At 32.2% G+C, this 16,210-nt stretch carries 12 protein-coding genes; 7 read left to right on the top strand and 5 right to left on the bottom strand.

What is annotated here, in order from left to right; all coding sequences use genetic code 11:
* Positions 1-5 precede the first annotated feature (5 nt).
* Positions 6-719, top strand: coding sequence for a LytTR family DNA-binding domain-containing protein (locus tag SLW70_RS05110; protein ID WP_320890970.1), 714 nt, complete (start codon positions 6-8; stop codon positions 717-719).
* A gap of 199 nt (positions 720-918) precedes the next feature.
* Entirely contained in the window at positions 919-1,170 is a 252-nt protein-coding gene (locus tag SLW70_RS05105; RefSeq protein WP_320890968.1) for a hypothetical protein, read from the top strand.
* Positions 1,171-1,607: 437 nt separating this feature from the next.
* Here the strand turns inward: SLW70_RS05105 and SLW70_RS05100 are convergent, their stop codons facing one another.
* Positions 1,608-3,668 carry a hypothetical protein gene (locus SLW70_RS05100; RefSeq protein ID WP_320890967.1) on the bottom strand — a complete coding sequence of 687 codons (2,061 nt, stop codon included), beginning with the start codon at positions 3,666-3,668 and terminating at the stop codon, positions 1,608-1,610.
* Between the two features lie 144 nt (positions 3,669-3,812).
* On the opposite strand from SLW70_RS05100, the gene SLW70_RS05095 reads away from it, so the two are divergent.
* From SLW70_RS05095 to SLW70_RS05085, 3 genes are read left to right on the top strand one after another with little or no spacing between them, the layout of a single operon-like run.
* Positions 3,813-4,103 (top strand): hypothetical protein, encoded by a 291-nt coding sequence (locus SLW70_RS05095; protein WP_320890965.1) that lies wholly within the window; start codon positions 3,813-3,815, stop codon positions 4,101-4,103.
* A gap of 28 nt (positions 4,104-4,131) precedes the next feature.
* Positions 4,132-5,382, top strand: coding sequence for a sugar isomerase (locus tag SLW70_RS05090; RefSeq protein WP_320890964.1), 1,251 nt, complete (start codon positions 4,132-4,134; stop codon positions 5,380-5,382).
* A 52-nt stretch (positions 5,383-5,434) separates the two neighbouring features.
* Positions 5,435-6,613: a glycosyltransferase gene (locus tag SLW70_RS05085; RefSeq protein ID WP_320890962.1), complete on the top strand. Its 1,179-nt coding sequence runs from the start codon at positions 5,435-5,437 to the stop codon at positions 6,611-6,613.
* Between the two features lie 4 nt (positions 6,614-6,617).
* Here the strand turns inward: SLW70_RS05085 and SLW70_RS05080 are convergent, their stop codons facing one another.
* From SLW70_RS05080 to SLW70_RS05070, 3 genes are read right to left on the bottom strand one after another with little or no spacing between them, the layout of a single operon-like run.
* Positions 6,618-8,171 carry a glycoside hydrolase family 2 TIM barrel-domain containing protein gene (locus tag SLW70_RS05080; protein WP_320890961.1) on the bottom strand — a complete coding sequence of 518 codons (1,554 nt, stop codon included), beginning with the start codon at positions 8,169-8,171 and terminating at the stop codon, positions 6,618-6,620.
* Entirely contained in the window at positions 8,158-9,393 is a 1,236-nt protein-coding gene (locus tag SLW70_RS05075) for a hypothetical protein (protein WP_320890959.1), read from the bottom strand. Before SLW70_RS05075 ends, SLW70_RS05080 begins: the two co-directional genes overlap by 14 nt.
* On the bottom strand, positions 9,390-12,479 hold the full coding sequence (locus SLW70_RS05070; RefSeq protein ID WP_320890957.1) for a hypothetical protein: 3,090 nt from the start codon (positions 12,477-12,479) through the stop codon (positions 9,390-9,392). Before SLW70_RS05070 ends, SLW70_RS05075 begins: the two co-directional genes overlap by 4 nt.
* 163 nt (positions 12,480-12,642) lie before the next feature.
* On the opposite strand from SLW70_RS05070, the gene SLW70_RS05065 reads away from it, so the two are divergent.
* On the top strand, positions 12,643-13,824 hold the full coding sequence (locus SLW70_RS05065) for a glycosyltransferase (RefSeq protein ID WP_320890956.1): 1,182 nt from the start codon (positions 12,643-12,645) through the stop codon (positions 13,822-13,824).
* Positions 13,825-13,861: 37 nt separating this feature from the next.
* A complete protein-coding gene (locus tag SLW70_RS05060; RefSeq protein ID WP_320890955.1) occupies positions 13,862-14,545 on the top strand; it encodes a PH domain-containing protein in 684 nt (227 codons plus the stop codon).
* 239 nt (positions 14,546-14,784) lie between these two features.
* Here the strand turns inward: SLW70_RS05060 and SLW70_RS05055 are convergent, their stop codons facing one another.
* Positions 14,785-16,146, bottom strand: a complete 1,362-nt coding sequence (locus SLW70_RS05055) for a transposase (RefSeq protein WP_320889800.1) — start codon at positions 16,144-16,146, stop codon at positions 14,785-14,787.
* Positions 16,147-16,210 lie beyond the last annotated feature (64 nt).

Genomic DNA, 16,210 nt, shown 5'->3' with positions numbered 1-16,210 from the left:
CCTAAATGAATTGCATTATTGTAGATGACGAGGAATTAGCTAGAGCCATAATTGCTCAGTTCATTAACTTAAATCATCCTGAAATAAATATTTTGGGAGAATTTTCAAATGCAATTGAAGCAATCAAATTTTTAAATCAAGAAACTGTTGACTTAGTTTTTTTAGACATTCATATGCCTAATTTCACAGGTATTGACTTTGTACAAACTATTAAAGATCCTCCTCATATTATTCTTGTAACTTCTGACAAAAACTTTGCAATTGAAGCTTTTGAATACAAATGCATTATTGACTACTTAGTTAAACCAATCACTGAAGCTCGTTTTATTAAGGCCATTGAAAAAGTACAAGCCTTAGCTTCATCAACTACTAGTTTTACTAATACCTCAACAGCAAAAGAAGAACCTACAAGTGACTTTTACATTAATGTAGACAGACGTCTAATTAAAATCAATTTAGAAGAAGTAACCATTATTGAAGCCAAAGGGGATTATATCCACATTAAAACCGAAGCTAAAAATTATATTGTCCATTCGTCGTTAAAAAAAATTGAAGAAAAGCTCCCGGTTGATTTATTTATAAAAGTACATCGTTCCTATATCATTAACATCAAAAAAATTATTGATATTGAAGACAATAGCATCCTAATTGGTAAAGAAGTCGTTCCAATAAGCCGTTCAAACAGAAGTGAATTATTAAACAGAATAGATGTTTTGTAGTTCTTAACCTACTAAATAAACAAAAAACAAGTCGTTCATCGATAAATATTGCCGTTTAACCTAATTATCTCTATATTAGCTATCTAATATTAGACTAAATATTATGGGAGTGATTATTACAAATACGGGATTTTCTTCTAATGACAGTTTTTTACCTGAAAACCAAAGTGGTTATTATTTAATATCTCTTAGGTGGTCAATGATTAACGATAAGCATATTACTTTTGTCCGAAAAAATAAAATTGGCTACTGTTATAATGCAGCTTGGGCAGGTCCTATGAGTAAGTACGAAATACAACGTTTAAAAAAAGATGAAACTTCGATTATCATTCATAGCTCTTTAATCGAAGATCATTTAATTCGATCAAAAGAAGAGACATTCCTACCTAACACCTATGAAATAAGGACATTAATAGGATTTAAAGAAGATAATTTGCAAATGGCAAATTAATATTTTCTTCCTATCTTATAATAAAAGCCTATTTTGAAGCAATTCAAAATAGGCTTTTATATTTTACCTATTAAGGTAATCTACATTAAATAACCATTCGTCTATCGTAAATTGGATTCTGACGAAAAATCTTATTTTCCTTCCATAATCACCATACCTTTACACTATATAATAAAAAGGAAATTTAAAAACCATACCATTTCACACTCTTTTTGACCCAAAATTATAATTAAGACAACACGTTTTCAAAAACTATAGCTATTATTAAATATTAAAATACCTGATACATTGAAATAAAAGCAAACAAACAATTCCAAAACAAATTAATTGTTAACTATTGTTTAGTTGGAAAAGGCTGCTACCACGAGCAGTCTTTTTTTTACTAAAAAAGGAGCCATCAAACATGATGGCTCCTTTTCTTTCATAATGGATAATCATTATTTCAGTCTAAAAATAGGCTTCTGAGTAAGATTCCATTTTAGACGAAGACCAAACTCATTAAATGTAAATCCAGCAGCTGTAGTAGATGCAATATTACTTCGAGTTCCATATAAATTTGCTAATAATCTATCATTAAATCTATATCCAAATTTAGCTTGAATACGATAAGTCCATTGCTTGCTATTATCTTCAATAAACTGATAACCTGTGGCTAAATTAGCATTGTAAAACCAGCTTTTTACTTCAGTTATTTTTTCGTCTTTTAATAATTCGATAAAAAGTTCCACAGCATTAAATTTCTTTGGACTAAAATAATCCGCAGGTACACGGTCTTTAAATGCAATATATTGATAATTTAATCCTCCTTTTAAAACAGGATTTGACATGAAGTTATAATAAAAAGAAGTAAACAATAAATTACGACTATTGTTATCTGTTTGAGAAGTGAAAAAATATTGAGTAAACCATCCAAAATTAAAATTAGTACTCAGATTATAATTCATGTAATAATTATTAGTAGCAATTTGCTTGTCAATCAAATCTGAATTAAAATTTTGCATTTCTCTTTTATATCCTAATTCTAAATCTTGCAACTTAAAAGGTTTTATTTTAAAATACGTATTAATTAAAGCTTGATTATAGCTCACAGTCGTAGAGTTTGCGGAATTAATTCCAGCTTCAAAAGTATAGCTAATCTTAGGGTGAAATTGATAACTCGCTCCTACTATAAAATCATTACTCCTAGCATCTACTTTGGTTACTGTATTTTCAGTCTTTCTAAATTGATAAGTTGTATTAACAGTCCATTTAGTTGACAAAGGAAAACTAATTAAAGTCCGAGAAGCAAGAGCAGTGTTGTTTCCATTATCAAAAGAATAGCTAAATTTCTCTTCTACAAAGGGTGTAAACTCATCCTCAATTTTTTTAACAAAATTAAGCGCATCCCCTTGATTATTAAAAATACTTAAAGTAGTTAATGCTGCTTGATAAGCTTTCGATATCTTACCCGAAGCATAAAAGGCATTTGCAATTCCTAAATTCCCATCAAATGATTTAGTATCATTTTCTAGAATAGTCTCATAATACTTTATACTTTCAGGAAAGTCACTCTTATAAATTGCCAGTGTAGCAGCCAACGATAAAACCCAATTTTCATTAGGAAACTTTTTTTCTAAACTACTGATTTCAGTTCCAGCTTCTTTGTATTTCTTATTCCAAATTAGCGCTTGTACATAACGTTCTTGCGTTTGTTTCTTCAATGCCTCATCTTCTAATGCTTTAGATATCCCTATAGACTCCGACGCTAACTCAAGTGCTTTTTTATCTTTCTTATCGTTATGTTCTAACAATGACAATCCGTTCAATGCAATCACTGGCTGATCTTTAGCCAAAAGACCATATACAGCTTTACCTTTTTCAATGTCCTTTGTAACCAAATACATGTTCGCTTTATTCATTAAGGTCTCCTTATCCAATGGAAAATCAGTTAAGATTTCATCATAAAAAACTTCTGCTTCAGCAAATTTCTTTTCTTTTACATATTGGTAAGCAAATCCCAACTTAATATATTTTCTAGATATCAATGCGCCAGGATTATTTGGCGAAAGAGTCAAAGCTTTATTTACATTTGCTAAAGCCTCAGGATATTCTTTCAGATTGGATAAAGTATTGGCAAAACCTAAATGGGCTACAAAATTCGTTGGATTTTTCGCTACTAGACTACTATAAAACACTTTAGCATCACTAAATTTCTTGTTCCACAATAAGGCTTCAGCATAATTCAGTTCTATTTCTAAATCTCCAGGATATTCTTTTTTTAATTCAATAAAATTAACCAAAGCTTTTTCTGCTTGCTGATTTAGTCCTATAGCCCTAGCATAACACAAACGAGCGGTTTTATTGTCAGGATATTCTTTTAATATGTTTTTAAAAAAAACTTCGGCTTTTGCAAACTCTCCTTTTTCAAGATGTTCAAATCCTGTCTTCATCTCTTGTGCTTGTAATGAAAAACTTAAAATAAATATCAATAAAAAAAAGAGGCGTTGTGATAATTTCATGGTTATTAAATTCTGGGGTTCAGTGATGCAAGTTAATGATAATATCGTAATATTTCATCTACAGAAACAGTCCATTCGTCTATAATAAAATTAAGAAATACATTAAAAACTGATATTTGTAAATTAAATATTAAAACAAGAATTATGGCTTTTCAAATAACTGATACTGGAGGAGTATATGAAATAAAAGGTTTGTTAAATTCTCAAAATTATGTATATTTAGAAAATCATTTAACTCATGTTCTAACAATATCTAGAGGTGTTGTTTTGTCATTAGAAAAAGTACATTCAATTGACAAATATGCAGTAAGGAGAATGGTGATGTTGCAAAATAAAATTCAGCCTACACAAAAAATGTTTTTTATCATTGGAAGAAAAAACAAAAAGGTAAGCAAACAATTTAGTCAATTGCAACTAGAGGAAATATTATTGTAAATATTATATCAAAAAAAAAGATAAAAGAATGAAGATATCCCCAAATCTACTATCTTCTATTACTAAAAAGTTAGGACCCGAACAGCTGTTTATGTTGACGATATTATTAGTCAACGGCGGAAATTATCTCTACAATTTATTATTAGGCCGCATTTTAGGACCTTCTGAATTTTCAGATGCAGCCATTTTAATAACACTATTACTGATTCTCTCGTTTGTAGGGATGACTTTTCAAATTGTAACAGCCAAGTATACCGTATTATTTGAAGAAAACGAATTATTAAGTTTCATCAAATTAATCACAAAATACGCAAGTTTCCTAGGGGTCTTATTTGGAGTTTTAATCGTCGTTTTTTATCAAGAATTGCAAACTCTTTTTCATACTCAAACAGCATCAATGTTCTTTATTTTTGGAATAGGCATCCCGCTCTACTTTATGATGAGTGTTAATAGAGGTTTGTATCAAGGTCAAAATGTCTTGAATAAACTAGCTACTACTTATCAAACTGAAATGGCCAGTAGATTACTACTTACAATATTAGGTCTTTATTTATTTCCTGCTGTTCCAAGTTCTATCATTGTTGCCTCAGGCATCCTTATTTCATTTGTATTTGGAATTTTCCCTTTTCAAAAAATACTTTTTAAAGGCTGGAATACCATAGCCACAACTGAAATTGATACTCGATCTATTACTATCTTTTTTGCGTTGACTGCGTTTTATGAGCTCACACAAATTATCATTAATAATAGTGACATTATACTCGTAAAACATTTTTTTGACAATGAACAAGCAGGATTATATGCCTCATTAGCACTTATAGGTCGTGTTGTTTATTTTGTAGCTTGGATGTTTGTAATGCTACTACTTCCTAAGGTAATCCAAATGAAAAAGGACAAGCAAGACACCTTACCTATTTTATTAAAATACGTAGGATACATTGTGTTGTTATCTTCTTTTATCGTAGGTTTTACCGCCTTGTTCCCTGAATTTGTAGTCAATGTAATGTTTGGAAAGCAATATGTTTCTATTTCTTTTCTATTGTGGAAATATGCTTTGGCCACTTCTCTATTTGCGGTAGCTAATATCTTTGCTTATTATTATTTATCACTCAACCAATACATGCCTGTAGTGGTATCGGCTATTTTAGGTTCTACACAAATAGGTTTAATCATACTCAATCACAACTCATTAGAACAAGTAGTACACATGCAAATTATTGCTATGGTTATTTTGTTATTTTTTCAACTTTGTTACTTCTTTTATAAAAATAAAAAGTAATAATCTAAAATTTCATTTTATATTTAACTAGTCAATCCCAAATCTAAAATATATGAAAATCGCTGTAATCACTGCTTTTCCACCTAGTAAGGTAACATTAAATGAATACGGTTACCACTTAATTAAAAATTTTGCCCAAAAAGATGAAGTAAGCCAAGTAGTTGTTTTAGCCGATAAGACAATCGAACCCAAACAATTAGATTTTGAAAATAGCAACAAAATAAAAGTAAATGAATGTTGGTCTTTTAATAGTTACGGAAATATTCTCTCAATAAACAAAGCTATTCAGGAAGAAAAACCAGATGCTGTTTTAATCAATCTTCAATTTATGAAGTTTGGGGACAAAAAAGTTCCTGCAGCTTTGGGATTGATGATTCCTGCTGTTCTACGAATGAATGGAATTCCAACTGTTTCATTATTACATAATATTTTAGAACAAGTAGATTTAGAAAGCGCTGGATTTACAGATAATAAACTCGCACAAAAAGTATATAATTTTATAGGAACAACACTTACTCGTTTTGTATTAAAATCGGATATTGTAGCCGTTACCATCAATAAGTATGTTACCGTTTTACAAAACAAATACAAGACTAACAATGTTAAAGTAATTCCCCACGGTACTTTTGACAGTATTGAAGAACCATCCTTTGAATTGGCTCCTGGGCCAAAACAAATCATGGCTTTTGGGAAATTTGGCACCTATAAAAAAGTAGAAATCCTTATCGAAGCAGCTGTCTTAATTAGACAACGCAGTTCGGAGAAAATTGAAGTAGTCATTGCAGGAACCGATAGCCCAAATACTCCAGGATATCTTGCTGCTGTGCAAGAAAAATACAAAGACGTTGAAGGAATTCGTTTTACAGGTTATGTTGAGGAGAAAGATGTTCCCGTAATCTTTGGCGATAGTACTGTAGTTGCTTTTCCATATACCTCAACAACTGGTAGCTCAGGAGTTTTGCATCAAGCGGGTAGTTATGGTAAAGCGGTGGTTATGCCTGATTTAGGCGACCTCGCTTTATTAGTAGAAGAGGAAGGCTATAAAGGCGAATTCTTTGACCCTGAAAGCGCTGACTCTTTGGCTCAAGCCATAGAGAAGATCATCAATAATGATGACAATCGAAAAGCGATTGCCATTCAAAACTTTAAAGCAGCCAGTGCTTTATCCATGGATAAAATTACAGATATGTACATGGATACTTTCAAAGAAATTATCCAATCTAAAAAATAATTTTTTAGTTAGAAATATACTTAAATGCGGGTTTGTTGACTCCTTTTTCATCAATAAACCCAAATTTTGTTTGCCTGTTTTTTTGCCAAGGCCATCTACCTGCCACCTGATCCGGAACATGTGGAAAATCGTAAAGAGTCCAAGACATAAAGGAATAGTTGTTTTTCTTGAAATAAGCCTGCATTTTCTGATGATAAGCGGCTTGTTTTTCGAGACTTCCCTCCCAAAAATTCCACACTCCCCCATAAGACGGCACCCCAAATTCTTGAATAACGACTGGTTTTTTAGTCGTCTTTAAAAGCAAATTGGTCTCATATTCAATGTGCTTTATATCATTGTAAAAGTGATAGGATATAAAATCCATTTTATAGGCCAAATTGATTGCTTCAACCGAATTTGACCAACCTATGGTAACCAGATGATTCGGGTCATTTTCCTTAATGACAGTTTCCATGTGGTCTAACCAACTCAATACATTGTCTTTGCCTCTATTTTCAAAATCTAAATTGGGCTCGTTTTTTAAATCCCAAGCAAGTATGGCTTTATGTTCTTTAAAAGCAGAAACAATTTGCTCAGCATGACGATGCGTTAAAGTCCAGCTATCCAGAGAGTAATCACTATAAAAATCAAAAAGGGTGACAATTACTGCTAGTTTTTTGGCTTCCGCCAAATCTAAAAAGATTTTCAACTTCTTCATTTTCTCAGGGATAATCTTAGCTTTCCCAAAATCATCATACTGAATAAAAATCCGAATCGTATTTAGTTTCGCTTTTTTAATAATATCAAAATCAGCTGCAATGGTGTCCTTATTAAACAATTCTCCAAAGGTATCCCAAGCTGAATTTTTAGGATAATAATTAATGCCTTTGATGGTGTAGGGTAATTTATTTTGAAGAATTTGGTTGTTTTTGATTGTATACACAGGATGCGCCTTTATAGTATCAGGAGCAAAAGCTTCCGGTTTCATTTTCAAAACATGGCGCACACGCCAGAAACCATCTTCTAGTAACATCATTACTTTATACGTTGCTGTGTCTTGTACCGTGGTAAGCAACTCCTTGTTTTGATACACTTTTTGATATTCAATTACATTTTTATCTGTAAAAACGACTAGTTGACCGTCTTCACTGTAAAATTGTAGTTTAGGAAAATGCTTTATTGTAGTGTTTTCAATACTTATTTGATGTTCTTTATTGTATTTAATAGTACGATACAAATTCAAACGAGTATTAGTAGTGTAGTAATCATCTATTCCTTCGGAATTATTGGTTTTTAAGGCCGTGTTTTTTACATACCAAGAAAAAAGATAATCTCTCTCGAGCTTCCCTAATGTATTTTTCTCCATCTCACGAGCTGGATTATCTAGACTTGTCCAAGTCACTTTAGGCAAATAAACATCTTCACTTTCGGTTTCGAGATGTAACATCGAAGTTCTCTCTGCACCAGTATTTAGATAATCCAATATTTTAGCCATACCCAACATCGTAAAAACACTAATCACAATAAAGGAAAGTATGAATGCAGCTTTGAAAATATTTCGGTTGTTAATTAGTTTCATATTTCTTTACTTCTGTTTTTTGAGTGATACCTAAAGTGGTAATTTCAAATTGATATTCTGATTTTTTATAAAAAGGTGTCAATAAATAAAATTTGGCAATCCCTTTTTGGGTCTCAACAATTTTAGTTTCAATCAGTTCATCTTTATGGAATATGTTCAATTCTACTTTTATACCATCAGGAACGATTTGTTTCATAAAACTTCGTAACGGACCAACAGTTATTTCTCTATTTTTTTCGGTGAATTTATAGGTAAAATGGTCAATGAGGGCGTTATAACTTATCTGAATAGGTTTACTCTCGGCTATTCCTACTACATATCCTTTAACTGTATAAGTATCTTGATGATCAGGATGCAAAAGTTGCCCTATTGCAATACCATTTATCGTTGCGGCATAAGTCTTAAGCAAAATATTATTTTGAGTAGTGACTTGAAAAGTAACTAATGTTCCATCGCCCACTAGATTCCCATATTTGTCTCGTATGACTGAAGTTTCTATGAAGGTGATTTGATTGCCATCGGCAAATTTATGTGGCCGACTATACTTGATAGTGAAATTTTCACTAGGCGACGGTTGAATATCTGTTTCAAATTCCTTTGAATCAGTAGTATTACAGGCTGTTGAAACCAACATCTTACCTGCTTTTGTCCTAGAATAAATATTTTTCCAAGCTATAAAATTATCTGTCTTTTTTTCGGTTGCAGTGATATCTTCTAAAAATTGATCTTTGATAACAACGGTAGTATTGTCTTGCTTTGGGTTGTCATAGCTATCCGTTGGAATAGCCACCATCATTGTGAAATGTTCTGTTCCAGTCAATAAACTTGGCGGGCCTAGATAATTTTCTAATACTGTAGGCGTGGCGTCATTGGGTACAATTGTAAAATTACCCGAAGCAACATTCTTTTTATTTTCTACTAAATACCAAGAAACAACCCCTGTTTTTAAACTATAAATCGAGGGGATTTTAAAAACTAGTTTGCCATTGTTATTTTCAGTATTCAATACTGTTTTGCCATAGGTATGAATCAGCAATAGTTGTGGTTGATTCGATTTTGAAGGAGTTGAAAAAGTTAATGCAATAGGCCTTCCAGCCACAAAACTTTCTTGAGTTGTTTGTAAGCGAAAGGTTGTTCTTTCGGTACTTATTTTTGAAGCTGCAAAAACAAATAGGAAAAAGAACAAAAATGGCAGCACACTATGTATCGCTTTTTTTATCATTTTGGATTACCTATATAATTATTCATTTCTATTTTAATATAACTAAACCCCTTGCCATTTACTTTTTGAAGCAGTTCTTTTTCAACAGCTTTATTTCTTATTGGGATAATCGTTCTAGCAAGGTTTCCACTTGGCAAACCGTTTACAAAGCAAGTTTCTAAGGATGATAAAATAATACGGCAACTTGATAAATCTAACAATTCATAATCAAAATATTGCTTGCGTTGCACCCGAATTCCTTCTCTTAAAAAGTAATGATCTACATATAATAATTCTTTTTCAGCAGTGTAATACGATATTATTAACTCGGGAACAGTCACCTCTTGAATCCCATAATTAAACAAAGTTCCTTTCAGACGGTTCCTTTCAATGGTTAAATCAGACAAGGCTACTTGCGTATAAAAATCGGTTATAGCCACATTTCCTGCAGATTGAATATCAAAGTTAGCCGGCGTTTCATTGATATCTTTAGGTGTAAATTCGTTTGGATTAAAAGTTGTAGGTTGCACCACATCCTTTTTTAGCCATGAAACCTCCTCAAAATTCACTTTGAAGCTAGTTGTTTCCTTGGGCATTATTTTATGCTTAATAACATCTTTAGCATTAAATGTTGCCAATACTTGATCATATTGATTGTATAAAGTTGATTTAAGCACCACATCAGCAGGGAAGTTGTCAATGTTTTGTAATTCTCCAATAATTATGTATTCATTTTTATATCGAATAAGTTTAGCCGACAAGATTTCCAGTTCTGGTTGCTTTAAAACATCCTCATGATAGGTTTGTTGGGTAGTTATTTTACGTCTTCCTTGCTTAAAATAAGAGGTGGTATTGTCAAATAAAAATTGATCCGGTGGAATGTCCAATGGCTGTTTTTGAGGCAAAATGTACCATTTCCCTTTTCGTTTTATCGTTTCGTGATAAAAATCTTTATTGATGATTTGCAGCGGAGTAATCCATTTCGTTTTAGCAACAAGAGTCGCTCTATTTTCAGCACTTTTGATGATTTCGATATCAATAGCATCTAATTTTGCATAAGAATTTAAAATCCCATCTGCTACAGAAGTCTCTAGCATAAATTGCGAAATGGACAATTTACTTTTGGGGTCTATAAAAGAATGTGCTTTTTCATAATACTTATAATCTAGAGCATCATAATAGGATTTAACTACATTTGTGGGTGTAATTTGTGTCGCATTGTATATATAGAATTGATACATTGCATAGCCTATAACGCCTAAGAGCAGAACAACCCAAAGGTGTAAAACAACGATTAACTTAAATGGAAAGTTTTTATAAGGCACCACAAACTTGAAAAAATCAGGCTTTATTTCGTTTTTTATTTTTAACGCTTTATAAAAAATGCTTTGTACATTAATTACAAAAGCAATTATGATAGTTAGTATCGGAATGATGCCCCACATCAATTTAAGATAAACAGGAACCTCATCTTTTGGAAGCACTTTGGGTAAAGGGGCAACATTTAGTTTTTCCCATACCATAATTCCGTTTTCTAGTAATGACAGTCGGTGCCACCCACAAAAATAAAGTATGGGGTCATAAAACTTATCATTCGAAAAAACATATTTTAAATTGTACTTTTCAGGAACAGTCAAAAATTGTTGCAGCGAACCAATACCTTCCATTCCTCTAAATTTTGAATTCTCAAGTCGTTCAATAGCTCGTGTTGTCAATTCAGGCAATCTTCTGGCAGAGTGATAATTTCCATCAACAGTTTTAGCCTTAGTTTGCGAGGAAAGCGTAGCCATTTGATCACCAAAACCCAGAGGCAAATAGCGCCATTGATCGTGCTGATCCTGATTTAAAAAGTTTACTAAGGGTAGCGTGTTTATTTTTTGGGGCTGAAAAGGTCTAAAATAACCCAACGTAATGGTAAAAGCCGCAAAAAACAGAAAAGAACCCGCAAAACAAGCGCCTAGAATACGATGATATACACTCCCAAAACGGTTTTGAATTGCTACTTTTAAATCGCCTTCAATCAAACGAAAGACAAATTCACCAAACATAGGCAAACTCATAATCGATGCCCAAAGCGTAAAACGGTCCAATGTTAAAATATTAAAAGCAGTCTCACCTAATACTTTCAAAGGGATAGGCGTTGTTCCCCCCGTACCGAGAATTATTAACAATGAAATAGACAATCCAAAACAAATGTATCTTTTGCTATAATAACGGTAAAGAATGTAGGGTAATATAAAGAACAATATCCCCCATGGAATAACAAAAAACATCAAACCAGAGGAAGTCACTTCGATAAAATTGTCTCTACTCCCATGTGGAATAGGAACTTGTGTAATTGGATTTGCTTTTGAATTTACCCAATATGGAAAAATACAAAAGATGATTAAAAACAAAGCACCTGCTCCAAAACTTATAATTCTTTTGAATAATTTAAAAAAGGTAGCTAAAAACAATTTAAACTTAATTTCCTTATAAGACGCTACTTGTTCCCTTGAAACATCCATTATCACCATTCCGATTAATGGAAAAATAAAGAAAATCATTCCAAAAATAGGCGTCACATGATGTGACGTAATGGTTACTGCTAATAATGACAACGATCGAAAAAGATATTTCAACCTTCCTGTTTTTATCCAAAGGTAAATTTCAGGCATACAATGCATCAAAATAGAAACTCCAACAATACTAGGCAATTGACCAAATATATGAAGCGTTTCTACAAAGGATGACGAGAAAACTGACACAATGGAAGCATACCCTGCCACATTCCTATCCCCAGTAATCATCAAAGTGTATCGATAAACACCCGTTATGAATAAAATAATTCCAATGATAGCAACAGAAAACATTCCGAATTTTAATCCCCCTATAAGCGACAACAAACCAATACTTTGATGTACCAAGGGAGGATAACCCATAACCGTAAATCCTGTGTACCAACTATAATTCCATGGCTCAAACCAACTTGTTGCATAATGTTGTGCAAAAAACATATGAATTAAAGCATCGTAAGTGCTTTCTAAAGTAAAAAAAATAGCACTTGAGTGAAAGACTACTCCTATAAGAAGTGCAACAATTAAGTATTTATTTGTTTTTTCTTTCACTAAAAATTCGGGTTTTATTATAGGGTAAAAGTAAGCATAAAAGTATTTATAGTAAATTAAGAAAAAAAATATGTTTAACCTTCATTTTTAATTGAAAAAAAATTGCCACTAGGTACGATTATTAATATATTTACTAAACCAAGTCTACTAAAAAATAATACACATGAAAATTTTAATCGTCGATGACCAAGAATTAGTTTTATTATCTCTAGAAAAATGCCTTTTAGATCTAGGATACGAAGTTGTAAGTTCCAAAAATGTATCCGAAGGAATTCAGAAATATGACCAACACTCCCCTGATTTAGTAATTGCTGACATCAACATGCCTTTTAGCGAAGATTCCGAAACAAGGGATATCAATGATAGGTCTAACGTTGATGGAAACGGGTTAGAGATTGCCAAATACATTAAAAAAACCAAAGGACACAAAACTCCAGTGATGATATTATCTGGTAATACAGATGAAGATATAATTGTCAAAGGATTTGATCTAGGAGTTGATGATTACATGAAAAAACCTTTGAGTTTAAGCGAAATAGGCGCCAGAGTTAAAAGACTGATTGGAGCAGGAGAAACTGCTTCTACAAACACTAAGAAAAATCAAATCATACAAAATAACTGTATCGGAGTTGTAATACCTTGTTACAATGAAGAAACACGATTGCTAAGTGATGAGTTCAAAACATTTGTAAATTCAAACTTAGGATATCATCTTTGTTTTGTAAATGATGGGAGCAAAGATAAAACACTTGAAGTTTTAGAAAAATTACGTGTAGGTAATGAAGATCACATTAGTATTTACGACTGCGAAAAAAATGGTGGTAAAGCCGAAGCTGTACGTTTAGGCATGCTCCATTTAGCTAAACAAGGACAATACAACTACATTGGTTTTCTTGACGCCGATTTATCAACTGATTTTGAAGACTTCAATGATCTTGCGACCACAATATCCAACTCAAATTTTAAAATAGTAAGTGGTTCTAGAATGGCTCGTATGGGTGCTGATATTACTAAGGAATCTGCCCGAGCAATAATTAGTAAAATGATTAATTTTATTATTCGAAAAACGATTGGAATGGAATTTAATGACACCCAATGTGGCGCTAAAATCATGACTAAAGATGTTATTGACAACACTTTTCAAACCAAATTCTTGACAAAATGGCTTTTTGATGTCGAAATTTTCATGCGAATGAAAAAAATATATGGTGATGAAGAGACTAAAAAATTAGTTTGCGAACAACCTTTAAAGAGATGGATTCATGCCGATGGTTCTAAATTATCATTTAAAGATTCCCTAAAAATTGTTTTTCAAATTGGACAAATAGCGATTTCATATAGATAAAAAAATTACACAACAATAAAAACTAGCTTTAGTTCAAATGAGAGACCAAATAAAAAAGTTTTTGAATGAAGACCAAGATCCTAAGGCAATTGAGAAAATAACCTCAAAATTGCAGGATTTATTAATGAAAAATGAAGAAGTGGGTTACATTGGTGTTCAAAAAAAACCAGCGATAACCGTTTTTCCAGATAGTATTGTTTTAACCAACAAACGAATCATTTTGTGTAAGCCCAAAAACTTGGGGTTATCCATGGATTTTGTGGATTATGATTGGGAAGATGTTACTGCTTCATTTGTTAAAGAAAATTTATTAGGCTCTGAGTTCTCGTTTTCAACTAAAACTGAATTGACGATTTCGATTGATTATATTCCGAAAACACAGGCGAGAAAATTATACACCTTTGCCAAAGAACAAATGGATAATTTGAAAAATATAACATATACTGTAAATTCGCCAGTTGAAATAGAAGACGAAACAGCAACCGATGTTGAAGAAATGGAAACCGAAGAAGTAACCCATTTTGCTGAAATCGTATCGGCGAATCCGCCCGAATTCCATACGAATGAAATCCATACGACAACCAAAGAAAGACCTTTGAGCGAATTATCACAAGATGAGTTGTTCGAGAAATTACAGAACTATAAAAAGCTACTCGACAATGGATTGATTCTTCAAGGCGAGTATGACGCCCTTAAAAAAGAAGTTTTGAGTTATATGTAAACTTTCGAAAAAAGACACAGTTTAAAAAGTCTTCTAATTGGTTCTCAATTACAAGACTTTTTTATTGTTTTAAAGGCACATTCAGAAGTAATCCTATTTTTTCCAAGAAATAAAAAAAATGACCAAATTTCAGTTTCAAAATTGGTCATTTTTATTTTTCACGGACTCTGATGTATCAAAAAAGTCTTTTTTAGGTATTGACTAGATGCACGTTCTCCACGGAGGTGTTTTTTGTTTTTTTAGGCTGCTAAAATTTGTTGCTGCTTGAGAATTCTTCTTCCTATTTCCAGGGCATTTCCTGTATGTATTCCGAAGAAGATCCAAAGCATTTCACTTTTTTGGGTTTTGGCTTTTATCTTTTTTAGATTGTAATGTTCTTTCTCTTTTCCAAAACTTCCTTCTAATCGAGTGGAGCGTTCTTTTTTGATTTCTTTAGCTAAGATTTTACGCTGTTCTTCATTTTTGCCAGCTTTTCCTTTTCGCACAAAATCGGTTTGGATGTTGTTTGAAGTGGTGAATGTTCGATTTTTATTGGTGGCATAAATTGCATCAGCACCAAGCATTTTTACTTTAGTTTTGGTTAAGTTTTGAGCGCAAAAAACCGTGCTTTGAAGACGTGTACCTTCATTGAAAGCTCTGTACTGAATATGTTCTATAAAATTAATTCCATCAATTTGGATTTTGTTGACTTTGGCTCCAAATTCAACTTGTTTTACTTCCTTACCTCTTACAATAGGTCTAATATAGCTTTTACTAATACTTATTATTCTATCTGGAACACTTTTGCCTGTTTTAAAAATTTGAGACTGTTGTTGATACACCTTAGCGATTAGAGAACGTTGGTTTTTGTATTTTTTAGTAGCTTCAAAAGAATTTTGATTCTCAATTTTATTGAGTTCAGCGTTAAGTTTGTACAATAATTTCAACAGTCCTCTGGTTACTTTTGTACGGTGTTTTGATTGCTTTTTTCTTTTTTTAGAATATTCATTATAGCGTCTACACCAATCCAAATACTTGGTTCTTGGTAACTTGATTTTTAACATGCCGCATAAGGCTTCCATTTGTTTGTAATTCCATTGTACGCATTCCCATAGTAGTTTTTGATTAGTAGGAAAACGTACTTCACTTTCGTAACAAGTAGCATCTGTAAAAATTTTATCCAAATCACTCATATATGGAATCCAGTTTTTAGCTAATATTTCTTGACTCTTTCGAATATTTAAGCCTTTGGAGAGTTCCATTCTGATTTGGCTCACGATTTTAAAATTAGTCAGGGGTTTGTCTATAGGGATTAAAATGTCGCAAAAAAACTGCATAAAAATATTACCGTTCAAAAGTTCGATAAGTTTTTTATCTGAGCAACCGTAGTAATTTTTTAACATCATCAGGGCAATCTTACCCTTGGGACTAAAATAACAATGAGTCCCTTTGTTAGAATCTTTCAATTTGAAGGCTTGACTAAGCTCAGAAAAAGGCATTGAAAGGTATATTTTACCCAAATCCGTTTTTAAAAATTGGGCGTAAAAACTATCAAAATTTTCATTGATAGTAAAAATTGAAAATTTGTATTGAAATTCGCTTAAACGTACTATTTTTGCCATCACACTTTAAAAGAAAACCCCGTTTTTGACTCGTTTTGAGCAATTTCGGGGTTTGTTTCTTCTA

The sequence above is a fragment of the Flavobacterium sp. NG2 genome, assembly GCF_034119845.1.
GTDB lineage: Bacteria > Bacteroidota > Bacteroidia > Flavobacteriales > Flavobacteriaceae > Flavobacterium.
Note: the sequence above shows the minus strand (reverse complement) of the source record. Positions and strands in the feature narration are given on the sequence as shown.

Coding starts and splice junctions, on each gene's coding strand:
- SLW70_RS05110 (WP_320890970.1), top strand. CDS start 6: ATGAATTGCATTATTGTAGATGACGAGGAATTAGCTAGAGCCATAATT.
- SLW70_RS05105 (WP_320890968.1), top strand. CDS start 919: ATGATTAACGATAAGCATATTACTTTTGTCCGAAAAAATAAAATTGGC.
- SLW70_RS05085 (WP_320890962.1), top strand. CDS start 5,435: ATGAAAATCGCTGTAATCACTGCTTTTCCACCTAGTAAGGTAACATTA.
- SLW70_RS05080 (WP_320890961.1), bottom strand. CDS start 8,171: ATGAAACTAATTAACAACCGAAATATTTTCAAAGCTGCATTCATACTT.
- SLW70_RS05100 (WP_320890967.1), bottom strand. CDS start 3,668: ATGAAATTATCACAACGCCTCTTTTTTTTATTGATATTTATTTTAAGT.
- SLW70_RS05065 (WP_320890956.1), top strand. CDS start 12,643: ATGAAAATTTTAATCGTCGATGACCAAGAATTAGTTTTATTATCTCTA.
- SLW70_RS05075 (WP_320890959.1), bottom strand. CDS start 9,393: ATGATAAAAAAAGCGATACATAGTGTGCTGCCATTTTTGTTCTTTTTC.
- SLW70_RS05060 (WP_320890955.1), top strand. CDS start 13,862: ATGAGAGACCAAATAAAAAAGTTTTTGAATGAAGACCAAGATCCTAAG.
- SLW70_RS05095 (WP_320890965.1), top strand. CDS start 3,813: ATGGCTTTTCAAATAACTGATACTGGAGGAGTATATGAAATAAAAGGT.
- SLW70_RS05055 (WP_320889800.1), bottom strand. CDS start 16,146: ATGGCAAAAATAGTACGTTTAAGCGAATTTCAATACAAATTTTCAATT.
- SLW70_RS05090 (WP_320890964.1), top strand. CDS start 4,132: ATGAAGATATCCCCAAATCTACTATCTTCTATTACTAAAAAGTTAGGA.